Origin of the sequence: Blautia coccoides (assembly GCF_034355335.1) — a bacterium.
Classification (GTDB): domain Bacteria; phylum Bacillota; class Clostridia; order Lachnospirales; family Lachnospiraceae; genus Blautia; species Blautia producta.
In genome coordinates this window covers 4607919-4633127 of record NZ_CP136422.1, presented here as the reverse complement: position 1 = coordinate 4633127, position 25209 = coordinate 4607919, and the positions used below count along the sequence as shown (strand labels likewise).

Sequence of the window (25209 nt, the reverse complement as noted above, 5' to 3'; positions counted from 1 at the left end):
TACAACATTATAATTGTGCTGTAAATATAAGTTTGGAAGTGATAGCATGATTATTTTATTAAACGGAAGCCCAAGAAAGCATGGTGCGACAGCAACCATTTTACAATATATTTCTGAACAGCTTAAAAGACAGGGCTTAGAAACAAGTATTGTCCATGTTTCAGATTTAAATTTGCAATATTGTATAGGGTGTTGTAAATGTTATGAAATTGGAAAATGTATTTATATAGATGACATAGAAAAATTATCAAGAAAAATAGAAAATGCTGACGGAATTATCATTGGTACACCAACTTATGCAAGTAACATTTCTGGACAGTTAAAAACTATTATTGATAGAGGACATTTTGTAATGGAGCAATTACTCTATCAGAAATATGCAATGAGTGTAGTGACATACGAAAATTACGGGGGTAAAGATACTTCTAAAATATTAAATAAACTACTTTCATACTCTGGAGCTATACTCTGCCGCTCATTGATTATCAAAAATACTTTTTCGGTTAATCCATTAAAAGATAAGAAAATCAAAGATTATGTAACTAGCAGAATGGATAATTTTTATAGAGATTTATCAAAGCATAGAAAGCCAAAGTATCAATCAATAAAGCATTTTATTATTTTTCGATTTGGGATTTTCCCTTTTGTTCTGGGAAAAGCAGAAAAATATCAAGGAGTGATTGATACATGGAAAAAGAATGGCGTTAGATATAAGGAATGGCAAATGCCTTCGGTGTGTTTTGGATGCGGCAGTTTATAGAGAGTTCGGTTCCGGATGAGATCATTGAGAGCGGAAGAGTGGACGGATGTAAAGAGTTTGGTATTTTCTTCCGCCTGATCATGCCTATCATAAAACCTGCCCTGATCACCATATTCCTTCTGTTCTTTTTATGGTCCTGGAATAATTATATGACACCTCTTGTTATGATAAGTGACCAGAAGTATTATACCATTCCTCTGTCCATTGCCCTGATCAGCAGTGAGTACAGGACAGATTATGCGGCTAGAATACTGGCATTATCCATGGGCACCATCCCCATTTTGATCCTGTTTTCCTTTGGATCAAAGCATTTGATCCGGGGACTGGTGGCTGGCAGTGTAAAGGGGTGAGCCGTGATATGAAAAAAGAAAGAATACTCACAGATAACTGGTTTCTCCGGGAATCGGAAAGTACAGAGGTTATGAAAATCCCCCAGATGCCCATGCAGGTTCACGATATTTTATATCATTATGGAAAAATAGGAGATTCCTATCAGTGGGGAAAAACGGAGGACTGCAGATGGGTCAATAATAAGACCTGGATATACGGAACAGATTTTGAAATAGAACCTCAGAGGCCGGATGCGAAAAGCTTAGACTGTGGGAAGTATGTTTTGCTGCTGGAAGGGTTGGATACGTTTGCTGAAATCAAGGTAAATCAGAAAACAGCAGGCAGACATCATGACTGCTATCTGCCCTGCAAAATGGATATTTCCCCACTGGTGAAACCGGGAAAAAATACACTTGAAATTATCTTTACCCCCGTAAAAGAAGAGCTGAAAAAGACAGAAGAAACCTATAGGGATATTGTGGCAGAGGGGCTTGTGGAACCCTGCCGTTTTCTCAGGAAGACGTTTCATGACTTTACTACATATTTGGGAAATGACCCGGATTTTTATAAGGCCGGCGTTTTCGGAAGAACTGTTTTATATGAGATACCGGACGGTCTTCAGATAGAAGAGATGCATCTGTGATTTCACCAGTATCCGGATCAATGATATGAGCCGGAGCTCCCGCCCAGTCAACTTCAATCTGTTGTCCTGGTTTTCTTGGGATATGCATGGTTGCTCTGCGTTTTTCTTCTTCCTTTTGGATGTAATAGCAGAATTGAGAATACATGAGTGGATCTTCGCCGTTTAGACGACATTCCTCGCAGTATTCCACCCAGAGAAGTTTTTTGTTGACTCCATTCCGTAAAAGTTCTTTACGGATGTAATCGAAATCAGGCATCCGCCGGTTGGTGGCAGATTTACTTTTAGGAAACAATAGTTCCGCAAGTGCACTGTCGGTCATGTCAAAATCCAATGGCCAGGAAAGATTCATTTCCATTGCTTTCTGGGTAACTTTTGCAACAGTGTTTCGGGACACGCCACAGCTGTGTGCAATGTTCCGTTCACTAAATCCTAAGCTTTTTAAGCGAAGGATTTCACGATATTTGGTCATAATGGTGACCCTCCTTTATCTGTATTCACACCAAAAGTGTGTATCTACAGTATAAAGGAAATATATGTAATAGAGCCTGGAATGGCTCTGAATTACCGGAATACATGGCTCCCATTCTGCGGAATAGTGGCTCTCAAAGTCCGGACAGATGGCTCAATGAGCCCCGGAATAATCATGCAAGCATCCTCCATTTGAAATCCATGATTGCCGGGGGAACACGCAGGATTCGGGCGGAGTCAAAAAAATTTCCGGTTTCAAAGAGTGTGGACATGGTATCTTCTGTGTCCATCAAGTATTCTGCGATGAACTCGTTTGCCTCGATTTCCTGCATCGATATTTTCCGGGTGGAAAACAGGCTTCTGCAGGTACAGGGTGCCAGTTTTGCGTGTCCTAACACAACATGGCCAATCTCATTGAAAATGGCGGAGTCCTGCTGGACACAGCTTAAGTCCGAGTTTACAACAATACTGTAACAGCGGCTGCTCCTGACAACCAGAGCCTTGATACTGTTCTCTTTAAGCTCTATGGGAAGTGCCTCGACAGAGATTTCCAGATATTCACAGAGGCGGTGAGGATTGCGTTCCCGGTAAGTTCCCCACAGGGAACGGGCGGCCTCTGTAATCAATTCTTTTCTCATATAATCATCATCTCACAATCGCAAATTCTGTATTCATTAATAACGACAGGTGTTGTGGCAGCGGTGGGACAGAATCCCTGTGTATAATGTGCATATGGCAGTCCCTTTCATACCACAGGCTGCATACGAAAATACAGAAAATGCTTATTTGACTGTGCCGATACTGCCGCCATCTTTTCCAACATCCCCTTTAATATAGGTGGCTGCAAAGCAGCCGCCTAAAAATGTCAAGGTACTCACTATTTGGCGTTTACTAACAAGCTGAATGACAGTTTACAGAATCTCAAGACAACACCTTTACGAACCCCCTTCTCACCTGTATAATAAAACTAACAAAACGCCCTGCATACCCAAAAAGCAGCAGGGACAGGAGGTTTCATGGAATACAAAATCGCGCTGCTGCTAAAGGAGCATTACCGAAAATATGTGAAACAATGGGAAAAATTCATGCCTGCAGACACCAGTCTGACTTTTTTACCGTATAAGACACTGGATGAAATGAAAGACATTTTTCTCACAGTAAAAGGAGATTACGACGGCTTTTATGTGAGTGGAATTATCCCGTATCATGCGATTCAGACCCTTGGTGAAAAGGGCAGAGATGCGGTGATCGGTTATTCACCAATAGACATAGAGAATACATACAGGATCCTTATCCAGAAAATGGTGTCAGTAAAAAACCAGCAGTTATCCAGAGTTGGGATGGATTTTTTGAAAAGTGAAGAGAATCTGGAAGAATTGATCATGACCGACCGGTTCGCTGACGCGGTTCATATCTACGAGGCCCGCTGGGAGAGCAGGGAGAGCATTTCTCAGATTAATAAAGAAGAGGCAGATATCAACAAATTCTATCTGGAACAGTGTAAGAAGAATAAGTTTGATATTATTATCACATATTTTTACAGCGTGGTAGAGTCTCTGAAAAATTTTGATGTGGAATGCTTTTATGTATATCCAAACGCCCAGGCTTTTTGTCAGATTATAGACGGAATCAAGAATAACATTTCACTGAACCATATGAAAAATAATCTGGCAGCAGTGATACATATCGATATGGAAGAGATGAGAAAACAAAAGGGTGAGGAATTTGGAGAGTTTCAGAAGAAAGTCATGGAGGCAGCACAGCAGTTCAACAGACAATACTACAACAAGATGATCCTGAAAGAAAATTATATGGATGTAGAGTTTTTTACAGACTATGAATTTTTAAAGACCTTGACAAAGGGTTTTACCTGCTGTCCGTTACAGAGCAGGCTTAAAAAAGAGATGGGTTTTTCCGGTTATATCGGATATGGTATTGGAAGCAGTATTTATCAGGCCAGATTAAATGCCATCGATGCCAGCCATTATGGGAGAAATGTAAAAGAGATGGGCGACGGTAGTTTTCTTGTGGATGAAAAGGATACACTGACTATTTTAAATACACAGGGAGCGGGAAAAGTGATCAGTGTTCAGGAGGGATATGTCAATCAAATTGCCAATCAGGTGAAACTGTCTTCAGAGACTATCTTAAAAATTATCGGTGTGATGCAGTCTTTAGGAACCAATGAGATTACTTCTCAGGATTTGATGGATTCCCTGCAGATTTCCCTCAGAACTGCCAACAAATTTCTTTCTAATCTGGAAAAATACGGATTTGCCGCTATCATTCAGCAGAAACGTAATGGGAATAAAGGAAGGCCGGTAAATGTTTATCATCTGAAGTTGGATTATTGAAATACATATAGTCCAGTAGTGATATGCGGAAATGCAAATACAGAAATGTAGCAATGCAAATACAGAAATGTAGCAATGCAAATACAGAAATGTAGCAATGCAAATACAGAAATGTAGCAATGCAAATACAGAAATGTAGCAATGCAAATACAGAAATGTAGCAATGCAAATACAGAAATGTAGCAATGCAAATACAGTAATGTAGCAATGCAAAATACGGAAATGTAGCAATGTAAAATACGGAAATGTAGCAATGCAAAATACGGAAATGTACCAATACAAAATATGGAAATGTAGTAATACAAAATACAGAAAGTCGGCGATACAAAATACAAAAATGCAGTAACCATAAAATATGGGTATGCAGCAATGTAATATATGGAAATACAGAATCACAGTAATGCATATATACATGCAGAAATCTTTCAGAATCATGAGCAGATCAATCAAACTTGCCTTATAAAAACATCTGGGTATTCTTTTTTATATAAAGATTACCCAGATATTTTATAAATAACTATGATGTGTTGTTATCCAAATGCAAGATAGAACCGCAGAACAGACAGCACCACACCTGCATTTCTTATGTATTTTTAAAACGAATGATTCACAAATAATCCATTATTCCCGCACACAAAAAGCCGATTGCCTTTTAAAATGTTTCTTTTTATCCTGCTACATGATAAAAGTAGCAGCGGCAATGAGAACTGCCTGTGTAAGAAGCAGAACCAAGAAGACTGGAACCAGGAACTTCCACCATTTTTCCATTTTGACTCCCGCAATCCCGCACATGATAGGGGCCATGGCAGTTGGCCACAGAATATTTGACAAGCCGTCGCCGAACTGGAAGGCAAGAACAGCCACCTGACGGGAGATGCCGCACAGATCTGCAAGGGGAGCCATGATGGGAATACTGGTCACTGCCTGCCCGGAACCTGATGGAATCAGGAAGTTCAGGAGACTTTGTACTAATAGCATAGCTTCACCTGACAGCCATCCCGGGAGCTTGGACAGAGGGATGGAGAGCCCGTAAACTACAGTATCTATGATATGACCGTCCTGCATTACCACCAGAATACCTCTTGCAATTCCGATCATCATACAGGCCACAGCAATATCAGAGAAGCTTTGGGCAATTTTCTTTGCAATGGTGTTAGGCCCCCAGCCCATGATGATGGAGCTAATAATACCCATGATCAGAAATACACCGCTTAAATCTTCAAAATACCAGCCTTTGTATTTTGTGCCCCACACAATAACAACAATTCCTACGCCAAGAACACCCAGGACCAGTTTTTCGCGGATACCAAAAGGATGTTTTTCAATGTCCTCCGGATTCATGGTCATATGGCTGAAGTCGTCGCCGCGGACAAGGCTTTTGGATGGGTCTGCCTGAATCTTCAAGGCATATCGAATGGTGAAAATAGAAGCTACGATTATCATGAGAACGTGACTGACAATACGGAATCCCGCACCGGACATCTGCGGAAGTCCAGCGATGCTCTGGGCTGTGCCGACCGTAAACGGATTCATAACAGCGCCGCTGTATCCAAGACCTGTCCCCAGAGCCACAATAGCCAGCCCCACAATGGCATCATATCCCATGGCAATGGAGATGCCTACAAAGATGGGAATAAAGGGGAAAGCTTCCTCGAATACTCCTATGGTAGATGAGGCGATACCCAGTACAGTGATGAAGATAGGGATGATAATGGCACGCGTTTTTCCTTTGAGAATCTTCAGAAGGCCGGCAACAAGACCGTTGAAAGCTCCTGTTGAGATCATAAGTCCGATGGAGGCATAAGCGATAAATACAAAGAAAATAACACCGCCGCCGTTGAGCATGCCAAAATAGATGGATTTAACCGTTTCAAAAGGACCTACAGGAGAGGCTTCTACGGTGTGGTAAGTGCCGGGCACAACCACTTCAGTTCCGGCTTCGTTTACTGTACGGTCAAATTCTCCGGCAGGGAGGATCCAAGTTGCGACAGCACAGACAACGATTATAAGACACAAAAGTACAAATATATGAGGCAGTTCAAATTTTTTCTTTTCTGTGGATGTTTTTTTATTCATAACAAATCCCCCCTGATTTACATATTTTCTTTCTTTTTCAAAGAAGTTTCCCAGGAATGATGAACATTACTGCGGTAATCGGCATCATTTAATATTTTAAGCGCAAGGGCAGTCATAGAGGCGGCTCCGCAGGCGATTGATTCATGTGCCTGCGGCTTTAAAGTAGCGTCTCGGAATGCAGTGGTATGCAGGGCAAGGTTGTCGTCCGTGATGGATAAAAGTGGCTGTATGGCAGGGCAGCGGTAGCTGACATTTCCCATGTCAGAAGAACCGGTTGCCGGGGAAACATCACCCACCTTATGACCGAAATCTGACAGATATTCTGAGATACTTTTTTCCAAAGGCTCCACACGGACCATATCCGCAAAATCTGACAGGCCAAACTCCAAAGAAACAGTACAATCTAATGCCATAGCTGCCGCGTTGGCACATTTTTTGATCATTTCATCTACCTGAAGCAGCTTTGCCATTGAGTCTGTACGGAATTCCATCCGAATCTTTGCATAGTCAGGGATGATATTAGGGGCTTTTCCGCCGTCCTGGATCACAGCATTTACGTGGATATCAGGGGTGAAACATTCTCGTCTGGCATCGATCAGATCCAGGAATTTTCTTGCTGCGGCAAGAGCACTTCTGCCCTGCCAGGGAGCAGCTACAGCATGTGCAGCCTGTCCGTGGAATTCTACAACATAGCAGCGCAGGCTCAGAACATCCATATCAGGCAGAGAATACCCGCCGGCCCAGCTATGCATCATGATTGCCAGGGACATATGGTCAAAAATTCCCTGATCGGCCATACCCACCTTGGCTCCGTTTTCTTCTTCTGCAGGTGTGCCGATCACATAAACTTTTCCCTGAAACAGATGTTTTAGGTCACGGAGCACAAGTCCGGTGAGTACAGAGAGAGCGCCGTGCAGATTATGTCCACAGCCATGTCCGATTTCCGGAAGTGCATCATATTCTGCCAAAATCGCAACAGATACCCCAGGCCCATTGTCAAAACAGGCACAGAATGCTGTGTCATATCCTGCATAGGGATAGGTAACCTCAAAGCCTTCCTCGGATAAAAGCTCGGCCATCTTTTGGCTGGATTCAAATTCTTCATAGGGAAGTTCCGGGTGCGCTGCCAGCTCCTCACTGAGCTTGACCGCTTGTTTTAAGTGTTTTTGGACAGATTCCGCAATCTGCGTCTTTACTTCTTTTTCCATAAGTCTCTACTCCTTTCTGGATCAAACACGGTTGGAGGTTATACCGTGATGAAGCAGGAAATATTTAAAGCATACTTAAAGCATACCTAAGTTGCAGTTATAGTAGCATAGTTATACAAAAAAATCAAGAAAAAAATAAAATAATTATACGAAATTTACTAAGTGGATAATAGACATATGTGATATTTGACGGAATATGATAAAAAAGCCAAGGGAAAATACTTGCATTAAACAAAGAAAGAACGCTATACTTCAAAGTCGAATTCGTATATAATGTTGAGTGTAGAGATAAAAGCGGTACGTCATAAGGAGTGGGGTGGGAGAAGATGAAAATATACGCAGCCAGACACGGACAGACAGAGTGGAACGCTCTGGACAAGGTATGCGGCAGAACGGATATAAATCTGACACAGGAAGGGTACAGACAGGCTGAGATGCTGGCAGACAGCATCTTAGAGTGCGGGATTCAGAGAATCTATTCATCGCCGCTTCGCCGGGCAATGGAAACCAGCAGAGTCATTTCTGAGCGGACAGGGGTTCCTTATTACGCAGAGGACCGGCTGATAGAACAGGACTATGGAATTTTTGAAGGGATTAACAGAAAGAATGAGGATTTTTTGAATGTCAAGAAGAATTTTGCATTCCGGTATCCAGGCGGGGAATCCATGATGCAGACCGCCTGTCGTGTATATAACCTGCTAGATGAGATAAGAAAAAGGGACAAAGATAAGACAGTTCTGCTTGCCAGCCACGGTGGAATTTGCCGGGTGATCCGGTCGTATTTTACAGATATGACAAATGATGAATATTATCATTATACGCAAAAAAATGGTACTTTAGAACTATATAGATGTGATTAAAAAGACTTGTTATATAGACCTGATTAAAGAGACTTGTTATATAGACATGACTAAAGAGACTTGCTATTATAGATGTGATTAAAGAGACTTGTTATTATAGATGTGATTAAAGAGACTTGTTATTATAGATGTGATTAAAGAGACCTGTTATATAGACGCGATCAAAGGGACTTATTATATAGACGTAATTAAAGAGATACATTACACAGATATTAATAAAGATATATAAAAGATATACTAAACAGATGCAATTAAAGAATTATATTCAGATGCAGTTAAAGAGATATTATTAGGATACAATTAAAGAGATATAAAAAACATGGACATAATAAAACATGAGAAAAGAGTATAATAATATCCCGGAACCATAAGAATATCATAGCGGTAAAGAGGTGGTATTTAAATATGGAAAATAATAAAAAAGATATTCTGCATAAGCCTGTCGAAGTGGTCATAGACAGACCGATGGGCAGTTTTCATCCCGAACATAAAGATTTATATTATCCGGTTAATTACGGCTATGTGGAAGGGATTCTAGGCGGTGATCAGGAGGAACAGGATGTGTATTTTCTGGGAATAGACAAGCCGGTTAAGCGCGCAGAAGGCATTATAATTGCTGTTATTCATCGGAAAAATGATGTGGAAGATAAATGGGTGGCAGCTCCCAAAGGCATGAAATTCAGCCGCCGGGAAATAGAAAAATCCGTGCATTTTCAGGAGAAATATTTTGAATATGAGATACTTATGTAGAGCAAAAATATTATTTTTTATCACTTAAATGTGAATGTAATATATTTTATATTTATGTATAAATGAAAAGAAAGAAGGAAGAGACATGGGGGAATTATCTAAGCTTCCAAACATAGGAGCAGTAGTGGAAGAGCAACTCAATCAAGTAGGTATCAATACCTATGACCAACTGAAAGAAATGGGAAGCAGGCAGGCGTGGCTGAAGATCAAGGCCATTGATGACTCGGCCTGCATAAACCGTTTATACGGATTGGAAGGTGCGGTACAGGGAATTAAAAAAAGCCAGCTTTCATCTGAAGTGAAGGCGGAGCTGAAGGAGTTTTATAATAACTGCAAATAAAGTTTATAGTAAACTAACATAGTAATTAAAAAATTCACAGGCCGGAACAACAGCAGAGATAACGACTGTAAATACGGTATGTAAATACAATAATAAAGATAACATATAAATATAAAATATAAATATAGCCCCACAGGTTAAAAACAGCCGCACGGTATACGGAAGAATCTACCGTGCGGCCTTTTCATGTCTTTATGCTTTAGAGGGTGCAAAGAGACATTACTTTTCTTTTTCCAGGATCCGGATTGCGTCTGACAGCGCCTGTTCGTCACAGGCAAAAGGAAGGGTGAGAGTATTTCCAGGTTCCTTATAGAGCGAAACCGTTTCCAGCGCGTGTGCATTGCCTGCCCAGGCGCGTCTTGCCACACCGCACATAACATCATAGTTTACGGCTCGGCAGATGATTTCATCCACCTCAGGGGAACCGTCCAGCAGCAGCCCGTAGCCGCAGCTCTGGGAGTTGCCGATGCCGGTTCCGCCGCCGTTGTGTATGGTCATCATGGTCATACCCATGGCAGCATCTCCGCCGTAGACCAGTGCAGACATATCTGCAGTAATGTTGCTGCCGTCATGGATATTGGAGGTTTCTCTTGAGGGGGCGTCTACGCCTCCTGTATCCATGTGATCCCGGCCCATCATAATAGGCCCGGTCTTGCCATCCCGCACCAGGCGGTTGAAGGCAAGGGCGATTTTTTTCCTGGTCTCTCCATCCTGATAAAGGATCCTGGCCTGTGTGCCCATAACAAGATGATTCTCTCCTGCATGCTTGATCCACAGATAATTATCATAGTCCTGGAATCTCCGGTCTTTTTCAATACAGTCCATTGCGGTTTGGTCTGTAAGTGCCAGATCTTCCGCTTTTCCACTTAGTACAACCCAGCGGAACGGTCCGTAACCATAGTCAAAAAGGGTAGGTCCCATGAATTCTTCTACAAAGGATCTATAAATAAATCCATCTAAATCATTTTCTCCATTTCTGCACACTTCCCTGATCCCAATGTCATACATGGTGGTTGTCAGACTGTTTCCGTAGTCAAAGAAATAGGTGCCTCTGGAGCGCAGGATCTCGATCAATTCATGATGTCTGAACAAGGTTTTCTTCACTTTTTCTTCAAATAAATCCTTATGCTCAGCAAGCATTTTGGTCCGTTCCTCAAAGGTCAGACCCTGAGGACAGTACCCGCCGTCAAATGCCACATGACAGGAGGTTTGGTCTGTGAGCAGGTCAATTTTCTGCTCAGTTTCTACGGCATATTCCAGCAGGTCCACTATATTTCCATGGAATCCAATGGAGATAGGTTCTCCTTTTTGCTGGTACTCTTTTGCAAGTACAAACGCTTCCTGAGGCGTATGCACCATGGCTTTTATCCAGCCGAGACGCATGCGCAGTTCTATTTTAGAAGCGTCCACCTCAGCGATAATACCCACACCCTGGCACAGTTCAATAGCCTTTCCCTGTGCCCCGCTCATTCCGCCGAGACCGGCGGATACCAGCAGATTTCCGCGGAGGACTTCTTCACTGCTTTTGTGGAGAATCTGTCTTGCCGCTGCCAGGAACGTGGAATATGTGCCGTGTACGATTCCCTGGGAGCCGATATAAAACCATCCTCCGGCAGTAAATTGTCCATAATTGGTGACCCCAAGGGCAGCACAGCGGTTCCACTGTTCCGGATTATTGTATTTTCCTACCATAAGACCATTGGCAAGAATGACTCTGGGACAGGAACGGGCTGAATTGAAAAGGCCTATGGGATGCCCGGAACTGACCACAAGCGTCTGTTTCTCTGTCATCTGCTCCAGATATTTTTTTATGAGCCTGTACTGCATCCAGTTCTGACAGACCTGTCCGGTTTCTCCGTAAGTGACCAGTTCATAGGGATAAAGCGCCACGTCGAAATCCAGGTTGTTGTCTATCATGACTTGAATGGCTTTTCCGGCCAGACATTTCCCCTTGTACTCATCTATCGCTTTCCCATAGATCGCTCCGTGAGGGCGGAAGCGATAGCCGTAGATGCGGCCATGTTCCATGAGTTCCTGATAAAATTCAGGAATGATTTCCCGGTGATATTTTGGAGGAATGTAGCGCAGGGCATTTTTGACGGCAAGTTTAATATCTGCTTCGCCCAGCGCGGCCTCCCGCTTCGGTGCCCGGCGTACTGCCGGGTCGAAGGAGTCGGGAGAGGGCAGCGGCCCCTCCCATGCATATAAAATAGTGTCCATATTTTATCCTTCCTTGCCTTTAAAGACTGCGGGCCAGCTCGTAAGCATCCCAGACCGCGTACATAATATTGCGCACTCTCCGGGCATCCCCCAACAGGTAAATGTCATTTTCCTCCAGACTCAGTTGTTCATAGAGCGTATTGTTGGAGGTGTATCCAATGGCACAGACAAAGGTGTCGGCTTCCAAATGGTGTTCTTCTTTGTCCTTTACATAAGTGACAGTCCTGTCTTCAATGCATTTGACCCCTGCGCCGGCTATCTGCTGTACATGATGGAAATTCAGCAGATCCTTCAGCATGATCTTGTTCATGTGAGGTACCGGTGCACCGGCAGACAGTATTTCCGGCAGGGCCTCCAGTATGGTGACCTGCCTGCCGTTTTCCGCCAGGTCAAGCGCCAGTTCACAGCCTACAAGTCCGCCTCCGATGATGACCGTATGGTTTCCGGGAGTGATCTCACCGGAAAAGATGCGCTCTGCAGGGTACATATCATGGTTTCCTGGCAGGCGGAGGATTCGCGGAGTGGAACCGGTGGCAACGATCACTGTGTCGTGGGGATAAGATTTTAAAGTGGTCGCTGTGGCAGTGGTATTGTAATGAATCTCCACGCCCAGATCTTCTAGTGTCCTTTGATACCAGTCAACCAGTTTTAGATCGTCGTGTTTGAAGGAGGGGGCCCCGGCCAGGTGAAGGGAACCGCCGGGACGGCTGCTCTTTTCCAGGATGATCGGAAGATGCCCTCTGAGTTTCAGGACTCTGGCCGCTTCCATTCCTGCCACGCCTGCCCCGATAATGAGAACTTTTTTCCGCACGCATGCAGGCTGCAGATAATAGGAGGTTTCCCTTCCGCAGGAGGGATTTACCGCACAGGAGACAGGCTTTGCAGTGATGAGCCGGTTCATACATCCCTCATGACATCCAAGGCAGGGACGTACGAATTCATATCTGCCGCTCCTTATTTTGTTTACCGTGTCCGGGTCCGCCAGAAGGCTTCTGCCCAGTGCGACTAGGTCGGTTTTTTTGTCCCGCACCGTATCGGAGGCCAGATCAGGATCCTCCATGCGTCCGGCAATGAGAACTGGGACATCCATTTCTTTTTTCAAGAGTTCGCCAAAGTGGATATTCAAGCCCTTTTCAAAATACATGGGCGGGTGGGACCAGTACCAGGAATCGTAGGTCCCTGCATCTACATCCAGTGCGTCATAACCTGCATTTACCAGTATCTTAGCAGATGCAATGCCTTCCGGGATATCACGGCCAAGTTCTTCAAAGTCTTCCCCGGGAAGGCCGCCCTGACGCATGCCTTTTATGTAGGATTTTAAACTGTAACGGAGGATGACCGGGAACTTTTCTCCGCATTTTTTCTTGATATTCTGCACGACTTCGCAGGCAAAACGCAGGCGGTTTTCCAGACAGCCGCCGTATTCATCCGTCCTCTGGTTAAAGAGGGGCAGGGCAAATTGGTCCAGAAGATATCCCTCATGGACGGCATGGATCTCGATCCCGTCAAAACCCGCCTGCTGGCAGATCTTTGCCGTGTCTCCGCAGCGCTCCACAATGGTGTGGATCTCATCCACAGTCAGTTCCCTGCACATGAGTGTTTCATCCCAGTAGCTGCTGATTGAGGAAGGGGCAACAGGGGGCTGCCCGCAGAGAAGATGAGGCTTCAGCACGCGTCCGAATCCTGCTGTGAGCTGGGTAAATATTTTGGAACCGTAAGCATGGACACGCTCACACATTTCCGCTGTGTTCATAATAAAGGCAGATGGATTGTCTGTTGGGCAGGGCATGGTTCCGTCCACAGCCTTTTCAATGTCATTTTCCGCATAGATGGTGCCTGTGATGATAAGGCCTACCCCGCCTTTGGCTCTTGCCACATAGTATTCAATCCCTCGTTCGTTGAAGGTATTTTCAGGGGTCACCATTCCGCCGGTACCCATAGCGGCCATCACATATCTGTTTTTCAGGGTACAGCCTGCAAGTTGATAAGGTTCAAATAAAATCTTATGGTTTTCTTTCATGGTTTTCACACTCCGAATCTATTTTTGCCGGTATATTGATTTTTTTGTTCGACCGGTGACGGTATATTACGGTCACACCAGTATTTTAGCCATCAGCGCCACCATTGGGATCAAGATAATGGTACGGATGAAGAAGATTTTTACCAGGTCTCCGAAGCCCACAGGAATATCGGATTCCAGCATGGCATTAGCGCTCTCCGTGAAGAATATGATCTGTGATGTGGACAGTACCACTACAAAAAATGCGCTGGCCGCAGCCACAGCTTTGCCTTTGATCAAGGTTGCCGGTATGGATAATGCAAAGATTCCCACAATAGAGGAGGCAGCGATCTGCTGTGCGTCCTGCAGGCCTAAAAGGCTTAAAATCGGAGCCATGGGAATGGCGATCCATTTGGCAATGGGTGTATAGTTAAAAATTAAAAGGCAGATAACGGAAAGAGATACAATAAAAGCATTTACTTTGATGCCGAACATAAAAGAGGATTTCAACTGCTCTAAAAACACAGTAAATTTGGTACCGGATGATTTTTCTAGGGCGTCTTGGTATGCGGCCGGAAATGTTTTGCTGTTGTAATGCTCCGGTTTTCTCTGCGCCTCTGTCTGCACAGATCCGTCAATATAAGTGTCAGGTTTTCTGGACAGGGGCGGGATACGGATCATGACTGCTGCCAGTACAAATACACAGATAAATGCAGCCAGAACCACCTCGCTGTAGAGATTTTCTATCCCGGCTATGGAAGACAGGAAGGCAAATCCACCCAGGCTGGCAATGCTGAAGTTGGTCGTGATGGAACTGGATTCCCTGGCTGTATAAACCTTCTTCTGATACAGATCATTGGTGATCATAACACCGGCTGCAGGTGCTGCCACAAAGGAAGAGATGGCATCAACCGCGGACTTGCCGGGTACTTTATAGACACGGCGCATGATAGGTTCAAGCAGCTTGCCCAAAAACTCCAAAAAGCCAAATTCCGTGATAAAGGCAACCAGGGTGCCGGCTACCATAATGGCAAAGAAGGAGTCAGCGGCAATGCTTAGAGAGGTCTCACCAATCTCCGGGTCGATGATAGCGGCAGGACCTATCTGAAAGATAGCCATAACGCTGAAAACAGCAGCTGTTATATAGGTGAAATAGGAAAAAAGGTTGTCCTTCTGATAGGTACTTTTCAGGATATTGGGAACATTTTTTCCGTATTTTACATAGATGCTGGCTGCCAGTACAGCCAGGCAGGATACCATGACAAAAATGTACTGGACTTTGGGACCTAGAGCGTTTTGGATGATGTCCATGATATGTACCATGGGTACTTTTTTGTTCCCATTATAAGGAATGGTAACAAAGAAAAGAAAAACGCCGATAATACTGCAGATGAAAAAACGTATTTTGACACTTGAATTGTATACTGTCTTATTTTCCATAATTAAACTCCTCTATTTTTTAAAAGATGATCGGGCCGCAGGCAGTCTCCACTGCTTTGATCAGGCTGTCATCAGCAAGCAATTCTTCACAGGTATTGATTTCAGGGTAAAGCTCCCGGTCTTTGTCATAGAAGGGGATTCTGCTCCGCACCATGTCATAGGCTGCTTTTGTTCCCTTTCCAAGCGCGCCTTTTTTGCCTGCCTGGGACTGGATTCTTAAATCAATAGCCTGGCAGGCGCAGAGGATCTCCATGGCCAGTACACGGCGGACATGATCCGCAATATCCCGGGCTGTTCTGGCAGAAATAGTACCCATGGATACATGGTCTTCCTGGTTGGCAGAAGAGGGGATGCTGTCCACACAGGCCGGATGAGCCAGTATTTTATTTTCAGATACCAGAGCAGCGGCGCAGTATTGCACGATCATATAGCCGGAATTCAGTCCTCCGCCCTCCACCAGAAATGCGGGGAGGCCATAGTTGAGAGCCGGATTCACAAGCCGCTCTATGCGGCGCTCTGCCACATCTGCCAGTTCAGCCACTGCGATCCCCAGGAAATCAAAGGTGAGAGCCATGGGTTGTCCGTGGAAGTTTCCGCCGGAGATAACTTCCTGGGTCTGAGGGAATATGATAGGGTTGTCGGTCACAGAATTCATCTCCACCTCAATCTGCTCAATAATATAATTTAAAGCATTTTTGGAGGCGCCATGGATCTGGGGCAGGCAGCGCAGGGTATACGGGTCCTGCACACGCAGTTCTCCCTGCTCGGTGGTCATTTCGCTTCCTTCCAGGAGCTCATTTAAAATGCGCGCGGTGTCGATCTGTCCTTTGTGGGGACGGGTGAGATGAACCTGGGGCTTCAGCGCTGTGGTGATACCATTCAGCGCTTCAAAGGTGAGGGCTGCCGCAATGTCTCCGTATTTTATCAGGCGGATGGAATCATAGACTGTGAGGGCTCCCACAGCGGTCATGACCTGTGTGCCGTTGATGAGTGCGATCCCCTCTTTTTCATGGAGATTGATGACAGGGATCCCCGCTTTTTCCATGGCTTTTCTACCGGGATAAATACGGCCTTCATACTCTGCAAGTCCCATGCCCATCATAGGAAGCACCATGTGGGAGAGGGGAGCCAGATCACCGCTGGCGCCCAGGGAACCTTTCTGGGGAATGACAGGATGCAGATGTTTATTCAGCATGGACACAAGGGTTTCCACTGTCTCCAGGCGAGCCCCGGAAAAACCTTTGGCCAGGTTGTTTAAACGAAGCAGGATAATGCCGCGGACCACTTCTGTGGGAAATGCTTCGCCGGCACCTACGGCATGGGTCATGATCACGTTTTTCTGGAGTTGTACACAGTCTTCTTTGGAAATGACTACATCACTGAATTTTCCAAATCCGGTGGTGACACCATATACCACTTCTTCCCGCTCTACGAAGTCATCAATGATTTTTCTGGAAGCACGGATGCGCTCCACTGCCTCAGTGTCCAATTCCACCAAAGCGTCAAAACGGCAGACTGCTGCCAATTCATCCAGGGTTAAGGTTTCTCCTGTGATTACTACTGTTTGCATAAAAAATCCTCCTCTTTTCTCTATGTTGTTTCTCCACAAGCTTTTCTTTCATTATAAACAATTGCTGTCAGTTTATCGTCACTTTCTGACTTGACAATGAGTATAAATTAAAGTTGTAACGAAGAAAAGTAAAAAAAGAGGAGATGTTCAGGATGACGATTTCTCATAAAAGTTCAGCCAGGGCGCAGCGAGTCTGAACTGTTGTCGAAATTTGCCGATGAATTCTTTACGGAATGAATAGTTTCAGATATAATGTAAGGCAGATGTTTTAATGTGCGAAAAAATTAACAAAGTTTAAGTGTCATGAGCTTTATCAGAGAGGGGGAAGGATGAAGATATGAAAATAACGGTTCGTTTTCTGGGAAAGCCGGAGATCATCAGGGATGGTGTCCGGGTAGTGATCCCGCAGAAAAAGATTCAGGCATTGCTTTTGTATCTGCTTTTCAATGAGAGCTGTTCCAGGGATGAACTGGTATCCCTGTTCTGGGAGGAGCAAAAGGAGGAGAGTGCCAGGCGGAATCTGAGAAACAGTCTGTATAAGCTTCGGACTTTGTTGGGAGACGGTGTCCTGGTGACCATGGGAAAGGAATATATTAAGCTGGATCCAAAAGTAGAACTGGTCAGGGATACAGATGTCTTTCTTACGGACAATGCAGAGAAATATCTGCTGCAGATGGAAAACTGCTGTTTTTTAGATAAGTTTCATCTGAAAAACTGTGCCGGATTTGAAAAGTGGGTCACCAGTATCCAGAATGTATATGAAAAACTGTTTGTGGACCGTTTTCTTCCGGCTATGAAAAAATGTATGGAGAGAGAGGATTACACAGCCGCAGAGGGCTATGCGAGAAAAATTCTTCTGTTGGACCCTTATCGGGAGACAGCCTGCTGTGCACTGATGCAGATTTACGCGGCCAGAAGGGATTACAACAGAGCAGTTCTGGTCTATACGGGATTTGCGGAGAGCCTGCTAAGTGATGTGGGTGTGGAACCGGAACAGCACACAAAAGACCAGTATGAGAAAATTCTGCTCATGCGGAAACGGCGTCAGGAAGAAGGGGACGGCAGTCTCTACGGAGGGCATCTGCAGGCAGTGGCAGAGCTTACCAAGGAGTATCTGAAATATAGCCGCAGGGAGGACGCAGATATCTGTATGCTCTGCGGAAGTATAGGAATGGGAAAGACCATGGTCCTCAAAACCTTTATTGAAAGCATGGAAAATGCAAAGGTTATCTCCGTGGAATTCCAGGTGTCCGATCAGCAGGTGGCATATCTGGCGGTGGAGAAGGTGATGGAACAGATATGTGACCGGTGCCGCATAGCACTCCCCCAGGAAATTCCTGAATCATTGGGAGGCCACAGCGATATCTGCTATAGGAACCGCATGGAGATGCTGATGAAATCTGTGAGAAGGAAGGAGGGCAAATATATTCTGCTGCTCAGAAATATGGAATCTGTGGATGAACACAGCCTCAATCTGCTCATCTCCTGTTTTTTTGAGCGGTACAGGAGAGACTTCTTCATTTTAATGGAATACTGCCCTAATTTTCAGGCACAGCCCCAGCTTTTGGCACGTCTGGAAGCTGTCTCCCGGGTCAGGGTGGTGAGACTCCCCCATCTGACAGAGGAGGAGGGCAGGGCCTATCTGGTGGATGCGCTGGGAGAAAAATTTCCGGAAAAACTATCCTCCCACAGTATCTATGAGTATACAGGGGGAAACCTGAGATTTCTGAAAGATGTGGTGGAAAATATACGCCAGGGGACAGAAGAATATTTTCAGTTTCTTCCAGATACGGAAAGGGCAATGGAACGGCTGTTTTCCGGATTCTGCCAGGAGGAGTATGAATATCTGGAGTATTTGTCCGTGATGGAGCATGGAACAGATGTGCAGCAGCTTGGCAGCATGCTGGAAGAATCCCCTGTGAAGGTGATGAAGATCCTTGATTTTCTCATGCGCAGAAGACTGCTTGCGGAGACCGATGCGGGGAAACACAGAATGCTGAAGATTCGGGAAAAAATGGTGCGTGATATGATCTATGGACGGATCTCCCGCTTTAAACGCCTGGAGCTTCATAAACTGGCGATCCGGTATTATACAGAAATATATCAGAGGAATAAAAGTGAATATTTTTATCTGTCTGAGCTGCGGTATCATTACAGTTTTACGGACTGTGAGTATGAAAAGCTCTATTATAATATTATGGATCTGCAGTATGTACTGGACTATTATGATGAATTTTTTCCTACTGTGGTCAATGATGAGGATACAAGGAAGAGTATGAGACTTGACAGGGAAAGGATTTATCAGGATATGGAGGAGTATACCCAGCACCTGGAAGCCATGGAGGACGATGTGGATTTCCGGGATTACGAGGAGCTGCATATGGTGCTGGATTTCCTTGCCGGGCGTTCTCTTACAAGGGACGGCAAGCGTGAGCAGGGAATCGTGTATATCCGGAAGATGATGAGCCGTGCCGGTGAGCTGGATCGGATAGATATGCTCCTCAAAGGTTATGTGGAATTGATCTGCTACGGCCTGAAGGAAGGCAGCGTAGAGTGGATGGAAAAGTATATAGAAGAAGCGAAATCCATCGAGGATCTGGAGGCCTATGCCAGGGAACGAGGCGTACTTCTGCGTCTGGAGGGTTACTGCAATATTCAAAAGGGAGAGTATGAAAGAGCGGAAAAGCTGCTTCGCTCATCCATCCAGCTCTTTGAAAGTCCTAAAATGAAGCGGGCCAATTACTTTAATGTGGCGGGTGCCTATGACTATCTGGCCCTTATTTACAGGCGGCGGGGAGAATATGAAAAGGCCGGAAAGATCATGGAGAAGGCCATCTGTCTCTGCCGGGAAAAGCGGGTGATCAAAAGCCTGGATCTGTTCTATGAAGATTACGGCTATATTTTATATCTGCAGGGAAACTATGAGGAGGCAGAGCGGTATTTTAAAAAGAGCGCCAGGATCTACGATGAATTCGGCACCTATTGGCTCCGCTCTGTGGGGGAGTGCTGTATGTCCATTATTGCCCTGTCCAGACATGAGGAGGACAAGGCTCTGGAACACTTCCGTATGGCGGAAATCTTTTCGCAGAAGGATATGACAGCGGAGGAGCTGAAGATGCTGGAGGAGACAAGGGCCAGTCTCAGGGCAGCAAAAGTGCTGCGGTAATATTGGGTGAATATGGAAGAATACGGGAAAACGGCAGTATCGGATAAGGCGGAACGACCCGGGTATTGAGGAGAGATAGAAAATGTTTTTGCGAATAAAAAAAAGAATGAAGGATATGCGGATTTTTAACAAAATGTTTCTTTCCTGTCTGCTGGTCACTCTGTTGATCTCTCTGATCTCAGGAGGAATAACATATTATATCGCGTCGGGAATCATCTTAAAAAAGACGGTGATGCAGACAGAGGAGACCATTAAGCAGATTTCGGAGAACTATGATTCCTTCATGAAATTGATTTATAATAAGCTGGATTACCTGTCCTTTAATCCCACGGTGCAGGAGGAATTGATCTATGGCAAACCGGGGGAGGATGAGGAGGGCTATTACAGCGGAACCAGAAAATTAAAACGGCTGATGGTACAGATGTTCAACAGCATCCATATGGAAGATATGGAGATATACGGAGAAAATGGAAAGGAATATTTCTGCTCTATTCTCTATCAGGCACCTGATCTGCCGAATACGGAGGAATTAAAGCAGACAGCCCGGGAACGTATGGGAGCTATTGTATGCGTCAACGATATCGGCACCAGCGGCAGCCTGCAGGTGGTGAAAGAAATCAAAGATATTCTCTCCATGCAGTCTTTGGGAATCCTGCGCACCTCCATCCGCCTGTCGGCACTGGAGCGCATTCAGCACAATGTGGATTTTGCGTCCTCAGGAAAGATCATCCTTCTGGATGACAATAATGAGATCATACTGGGGGAGCCGTCAGAGCTGACAGACCGGGCAGATGATCTGTTTGTAAAGTGGGATGATTCTTTCAGGTATGAGATCGACAATGCCCCTTACCAGGTGGTATATCAGGTCTCTGAGTATACAGGCTGGAAAACCATAGGGATCCTTCCGGACAAAGAGATCAGTAAATCCATCATGCCTCTGCAGACCGGAACGGCTGTGGCGGCTGTTCTGGGTATTTTACTGAGTCTCGCCCTGTCAGTCATCATGTCGTATCTTCTTGTCCGTCCTATTACAAGTACAGTGGGGGCTTTGAAAAAATTTTCAAAAGGTGATTTTAAGGTCCGCCTGGAGGAGGAGCGGAAGGACGAATTCGGAGAGATGAACCAGGTGTTCAACTCTACCATTCAAAAAGTGGAAAAGCTGCTGGAGGAGATCGCGCACAGCCGTGTTCTGAATAAAGAAATGGAATTTAAGGCATTGCAGGCACAGATCAATCCCCATTTTCTGTACAATGCCCTGGATACTATCAACTGGATGGCACATAAAGAAGGGAAGGATGACATATGCGATATGATCACTGCAGTCAGCAGCCTGCTCCGTATCAGCATCAGCAACAAGGAGGCTGTCTTTACTGTGGAAAAGGAACTGAGATATGTGAAGGATTACCTCTATATACAGAAGACACGGTACCGTGACCGTTTTGAAGTCATCTTTGACATAGAGCCGGAGATTTACGGGCAGCTTATTCCAAAGCTTACCATACAGCCGCTGGTGGAAAATGCCATTGTCCACAGTGTTGAGGTGAGCAGAGAGAAGGCGGAGCTTACAGTTGAGGGGCACAGGGAAGGGGAAACAGTGTTCATTCGTGTGTCAGATACAGGTGTGGGAATGACGGAGGAGACAAGAAAGGCACTGCTTGCGGAGCCGGGAGGCGCTGACAGGCAGGATATCAATACGGCTCACACGGGACTGGGCGTCTATGCTGTACATCAGAGACTGAAATATCTGTTTGGGGAAGGGTATGGGCTGACTATCCAGTCAAGCCCCGGCAAAGGGACTTGTATCACCATACGGATACCCTTCCAAATGAGTACAGATGAAGTATACGCCAGGGCGGAAAATTTAGTGGAGAGGGGACCTGAAGATGGATTTGAAAGTTCTGATTCTTGACGATGAATATATTATACTGGACGGATTGTGTTCCTTCCCTTGGGAGACCTACGGCTGCTGTGTGGTGGGAAGCGCTGAGGATGGGGCAGAAGGCTTGGAACTTGCGGCGAAACACCACCCGGATATTATCCTGAGCGATATTAAAATGCCGGGCATGAACGGTCTGGAATTCTCAGAGCAGGTGAAAAAGGACAACCCGGATACAGAGATCATCCTACTGACAGGGTATGACAATTTTTCTTTTGCCCAGCAGGCACTGCGCATCGGAGTCTGTGAGTATCTGCTCAAACCCGTGAACTTCAGGGAGATGCATGCAGTCGTTGAAAAGGTCTGCAGCCGTATCCGACTGCGCAATAAACAAAAAAAAGATTATTCCGAGATGCGCAGGAGATATCAACAGACGCTGCCCATGGTGAGGAGCAAGCTCATCTCGGATCTGATATATGGCAGACTCCGGGATCAGAGAGATATGGCTGTGCGTATGGAGCTTCTCGGCATCAGAATGGAACAGTATGTCTTTGTCTACGCCCGCATTCAGAATACCGGAAGCGGGCAGACAGCCGATTTGGAGCCGGGGCTGTATGATTTTGTAGTATGCAATATCTGTGAGGAATCTCTGAGGCAGACCAGCGTACAGGTATATTCTGAGACGGATACCCTGGGATACTGTTTTCTTGTGGTATATCCCAAATCTATGGACTCCAGGGACTGTGTCAGCCACTGCGTACAGGCCTGTGAAGAAATCCAGAAAAATATGAAGGACATCACAATGGGGGATATCTCCTTTGGCATCAGCCTTGCACAGACGGACCCCTATTCTGTGAACATGTCGTATAAGCAGGCGGTGGAGGCATGTGAGCAGTGTGTATATATGGGGGAGGATTCCAGTATTCTGGAGTATACGGATGTTGCCGATGTGAGGATGAATACATGGAATATCACCGAGGGGGAACGAAAACGGCTTTTTTCAGAGGTGGCAAGAGGAAACATTGAGACAGCTAAAAATTTTGCTGGACAGATATTTGAGGGCTGTGATGACTTGGATGTTATGAGGTATGCGGCTATGGAACTGCTGATAAGCTGTTTCCAATATCTCGGCCACGAATCACAGAGGTTCAGATCTGCTGTGGAGAAGACATCTGTGCTGACAGAGAGTATTGAAAAAATGTATTCCTGCCATTCACGCCGTGATCTGCTGGAATACCTGAAGAAATCCATAAGCTTCCTGGCTGACCAGAACAGAGGTGTGAAGCTGGACCGGAACCAGCAGACAGCACAGCGCATTTTAAAATATATCGAAGAGCACTACAGGGAAGATCTTTCCCTGGATTCCCTTGCCGAATATTTTAAGATCAGCAAGACTTACATCAACCGGCTGTTGAAAAATAATACAGGAAAGAGTTTTTTGGAGATCCTGCTGGACTGCAGACTTGTAAAAGCAGAGCAGCTCATTTCCGAGAACCGCTATAAAATATATGAGGTGGCGGAGATGGTAGGATATCATGATCTGAGTTACTTTATTCGTGTCTTTAAGAAAAAATATGGCGTGACGCCCAATGTGTACCGCAGGATTTAGCAGGGATAAATATCCGCCGGGGGCAGAAAATAGAAAAAATGTGCACACTTGAAATCAGGAGTGCGCATTTTTTTTATGGTTTTGTTTCCAAATGTCCGGTTTTTACCATTTTTTCGCATATAGATTTTTAGTTGAAAAATTTATAATATGAATATCAACAAGAGAGAAATACAAACTGGTATCTCAAAGGAGGAAAAGTATGAAAGCAAAAAAAATCGCGGCATTGGCACTGGCCGGAGTGATGGCATTTTCCACACTGCTTGCAGGATGCGGGGGAGAGAGTGCTTCACAGACAGGAGAAACAGGAAAAAAGACATCGGATTCCACAGAGAAATCTTCGGGGGAACGGAAAAAGATCACAGCGCTTCTCCGGTGCAGTGAGACGTCCACAAAGTATATTATCCTGAAAAAGCTGCTGACTGAATTCAGTGAGGAAAAGGGACTTGAGGCACCTGAATTTGAGCTTGTGAGCAGCGATGCGGACTATGTGACAAAGCTTCAGCTCTATATTAACAGCAATGCGCTGCCAGATATTTATGGATGCGCCAACGGCGCGCTCTCCAGTGCGGCAAAGGATATTGATGCGATCGTGAATATTGGAGATGAACTGGAACGTATCGGCATGAAAGGGGATATGAACGGAGCTGTGTACGACTTTTTTAAGGATGCGGAAGACGGCAATGTATATCTGTTTCCCGAGAGCTTGAACTGTGAGTTCTTCCTGTACAGAAAGGACATTTTTGAAAAATACAGTCTGGATGTTCCTAAGACGTGGGATGATTTCCTGGATGTCTGCAAGACTTTAAAGGAGAAGGAGGAGATTCCTCTCATTGTGGCAGGAAAAGAGAACTGGCAGCTTATGAGATACCTCTCTTTCGCGCCGTGGCGTATGACAAAAGACCAGTTTATTATGGATTACATTGGTCAGAAAGAGACATTTTCTGAAAATACATCGGCAAAAGAGGGTGTGGATCTGCTCTATACACTGGGTACGGAAGGGTATTTCCAGGGTGGATTTCTGAGTACAGATTACACTGCAGCCACTGACCTGTTCTTTGGCGGCACCGGCTGTATGTGGTACAGCGGCTCCGGACAGATTTCCCAGGCAAGTGAGATGTACAGCAAGGGTGAACTTGGATTCTTCCCGGTGCCGGATGTGCAGGGCCAGGAGAATATGGAAACAAATATTCCCATTCACGGCGGGTTCGGAACAGCCTTCAATGCCCAGACTTATGATGACACTATGAAGGAATTTTTCCAGTATATGTGTGAGAATTATTCGGACTCCTGTTATAACGATGCAAAGGTTTTCTCACCTTTCAATGACGAGATCCCGGAAGGATTAGACCAGATGTTCTATGACCTGCAGCCTCTGTTCGAGACAGCTACAGACGCTTGGGTATCCTGGGATGACAAACTGGATTCAGCTACCCTTACAAACCTGGTGGATGAGCAGCAGAAATTAGCGCAGGGAAAGGAAAAGCCTGAGGAATTTGAGGCAGCAGCAGACCAGTTTATCATCAATAACAGTAAATAAGAA

At 45.2% G+C, this 25209-nt stretch carries 18 protein-coding genes and 1 pseudogene; 11 read left to right on the top strand and 8 right to left on the bottom strand.

Annotated features, from left to right (window positions below; all coding sequences use genetic code 11):
• The first annotated feature begins 46 nt into the window (after positions 1 to 46).
• Genes BLCOC_RS20815 through BLCOC_RS20805 form a run of 3 tightly spaced genes read left to right on the top strand, consistent with a single transcriptional unit; the run spans position 47 to position 1733 of the window.
• On the top strand, positions 47 to 760 hold the full coding sequence (locus BLCOC_RS20815; protein WP_115623244.1) for a flavodoxin family protein: 714 nt from the start codon (positions 47 to 49) through the stop codon (positions 758 to 760).
• A complete protein-coding gene (locus BLCOC_RS20810) occupies positions 745 to 1110 on the top strand; it encodes a carbohydrate ABC transporter permease (protein ID WP_242998982.1) in 366 nt (121 codons plus the stop codon). The genes BLCOC_RS20815 and BLCOC_RS20810 overlap by 16 nt, the downstream gene beginning before the upstream one ends.
• Before the next feature lie 8 nt (positions 1111 to 1118).
• Positions 1119 to 1733 carry a glycosyl hydrolase 2 galactose-binding domain-containing protein gene (locus BLCOC_RS20805; RefSeq protein WP_256162907.1) on the top strand — a complete coding sequence of 205 codons (615 nt, stop codon included), beginning with the start codon at positions 1119 to 1121 and terminating at the stop codon, positions 1731 to 1733.
• Here BLCOC_RS20805 and BLCOC_RS20800 read toward each other — a convergent pair.
• Positions 1723 to 2202 (bottom strand): annotated as a pseudogene (locus BLCOC_RS20800) (IS21 family transposase); the annotation flags it as partial. The gene BLCOC_RS20805 and the pseudogene BLCOC_RS20800 sit on opposite strands and share 11 nt — an antisense overlap.
• Positions 2203 to 2374: 172 nt before the next feature.
• Positions 2375 to 2839 carry an ImmA/IrrE family metallo-endopeptidase gene (locus BLCOC_RS20795; protein WP_115623242.1) on the bottom strand — a complete coding sequence of 155 codons (465 nt, stop codon included), beginning with the start codon at positions 2837 to 2839 and terminating at the stop codon, positions 2375 to 2377.
• 378 nt (positions 2840 to 3217) lie between these two features.
• On the opposite strand from BLCOC_RS20795, the gene BLCOC_RS20790 reads away from it, so the two are divergent.
• Positions 3218 to 4555 (top strand): hypothetical protein, encoded by a 1338-nt coding sequence (locus BLCOC_RS20790; protein WP_115623241.1) that lies wholly within the window; start codon positions 3218 to 3220, stop codon positions 4553 to 4555.
• Between the two features lie 675 nt (positions 4556 to 5230).
• Here BLCOC_RS20790 and BLCOC_RS20785 read toward each other — a convergent pair.
• A complete protein-coding gene (locus BLCOC_RS20785; protein WP_029468173.1) occupies positions 5231 to 6631 on the bottom strand; it encodes a YfcC family protein in 1401 nt (466 codons plus the stop codon).
• Between the two features lie 17 nt (positions 6632 to 6648).
• A complete protein-coding gene (locus tag BLCOC_RS20780) occupies positions 6649 to 7839 on the bottom strand; it encodes a M20 family metallopeptidase (RefSeq protein ID WP_115623240.1) in 1191 nt (396 codons plus the stop codon).
• 326 nt (positions 7840 to 8165) lie between these two features.
• Between BLCOC_RS20780 and BLCOC_RS20775 the strand changes: the two genes are divergently transcribed.
• The 3 genes from BLCOC_RS20775 (at position 8166) to BLCOC_RS20765 (ending at position 9789) form a co-directional block, all read left to right on the top strand.
• Positions 8166 to 8699 carry a histidine phosphatase family protein gene (locus tag BLCOC_RS20775; protein ID WP_115623239.1) on the top strand — a complete coding sequence of 178 codons (534 nt, stop codon included), beginning with the start codon at positions 8166 to 8168 and terminating at the stop codon, positions 8697 to 8699.
• A 405-nt stretch (positions 8700 to 9104) separates the two neighbouring features.
• Positions 9105 to 9449, top strand: coding sequence for an inorganic pyrophosphatase (locus BLCOC_RS20770; protein ID WP_115623238.1), 345 nt, complete (start codon positions 9105 to 9107; stop codon positions 9447 to 9449).
• A gap of 85 nt (positions 9450 to 9534) precedes the next feature.
• Positions 9535 to 9789, top strand: a complete 255-nt coding sequence (locus tag BLCOC_RS20765; protein WP_018598560.1) for a TfoX/Sxy family protein — start codon at positions 9535 to 9537, stop codon at positions 9787 to 9789.
• Between the two features lie 219 nt (positions 9790 to 10008).
• Here BLCOC_RS20765 and BLCOC_RS20760 read toward each other — a convergent pair whose 3' ends face one another.
• From BLCOC_RS20760 to hutH, 4 genes are all read right to left on the bottom strand, one after another.
• On the bottom strand, positions 10009 to 12009 hold the full coding sequence (locus BLCOC_RS20760) for a urocanate hydratase (RefSeq protein ID WP_115623237.1): 2001 nt from the start codon (positions 12007 to 12009) through the stop codon (positions 10009 to 10011).
• A gap of 19 nt (positions 12010 to 12028) precedes the next feature.
• Positions 12029 to 14029, bottom strand: a complete 2001-nt coding sequence (locus BLCOC_RS20755) for an oxidoreductase (RefSeq protein ID WP_115623236.1) — start codon at positions 14027 to 14029, stop codon at positions 12029 to 12031.
• Between the two features lie 72 nt (positions 14030 to 14101).
• Positions 14102 to 15448 (bottom strand): YjiH family protein, encoded by a 1347-nt coding sequence (locus tag BLCOC_RS20750; protein ID WP_115623235.1) that lies wholly within the window; start codon positions 15446 to 15448, stop codon positions 14102 to 14104.
• 19 nt (positions 15449 to 15467) lie between these two features.
• Positions 15468 to 17018, bottom strand: a complete 1551-nt coding sequence (hutH, locus tag BLCOC_RS20745) for a histidine ammonia-lyase (RefSeq protein WP_029468179.1) — start codon at positions 17016 to 17018, stop codon at positions 15468 to 15470.
• Between the two features lie 337 nt (positions 17019 to 17355).
• Between hutH and BLCOC_RS20740 the strand changes: the two genes are divergently transcribed.
• The 4 genes from BLCOC_RS20740 (at position 17356) to BLCOC_RS20725 (ending at position 25206) form a co-directional block, all read left to right on the top strand.
• Complete coding sequence (locus BLCOC_RS20740) at positions 17356 to 20184, top strand: tetratricopeptide repeat protein (RefSeq protein WP_115623234.1); 2829 nt, start codon at positions 17356 to 17358, stop codon at positions 20182 to 20184.
• Positions 20185 to 20266: 82 nt separating this feature from the next.
• Entirely contained in the window at positions 20267 to 22093 is a 1827-nt protein-coding gene (locus tag BLCOC_RS20735) for a cache domain-containing sensor histidine kinase (RefSeq protein ID WP_018598554.1), read from the top strand.
• Positions 22068 to 23669, top strand: a complete 1602-nt coding sequence (locus BLCOC_RS20730) for a response regulator (RefSeq protein ID WP_115623233.1) — start codon at positions 22068 to 22070, stop codon at positions 23667 to 23669. The genes BLCOC_RS20735 and BLCOC_RS20730 overlap by 26 nt, the downstream gene beginning before the upstream one ends.
• 199 nt (positions 23670 to 23868) lie before the next feature.
• Positions 23869 to 25206, top strand: a complete 1338-nt coding sequence (locus BLCOC_RS20725) for an ABC transporter substrate-binding protein (RefSeq protein ID WP_029468183.1) — start codon at positions 23869 to 23871, stop codon at positions 25204 to 25206.
• The last annotated feature ends 3 nt before the right edge of the window (positions 25207 to 25209 follow it).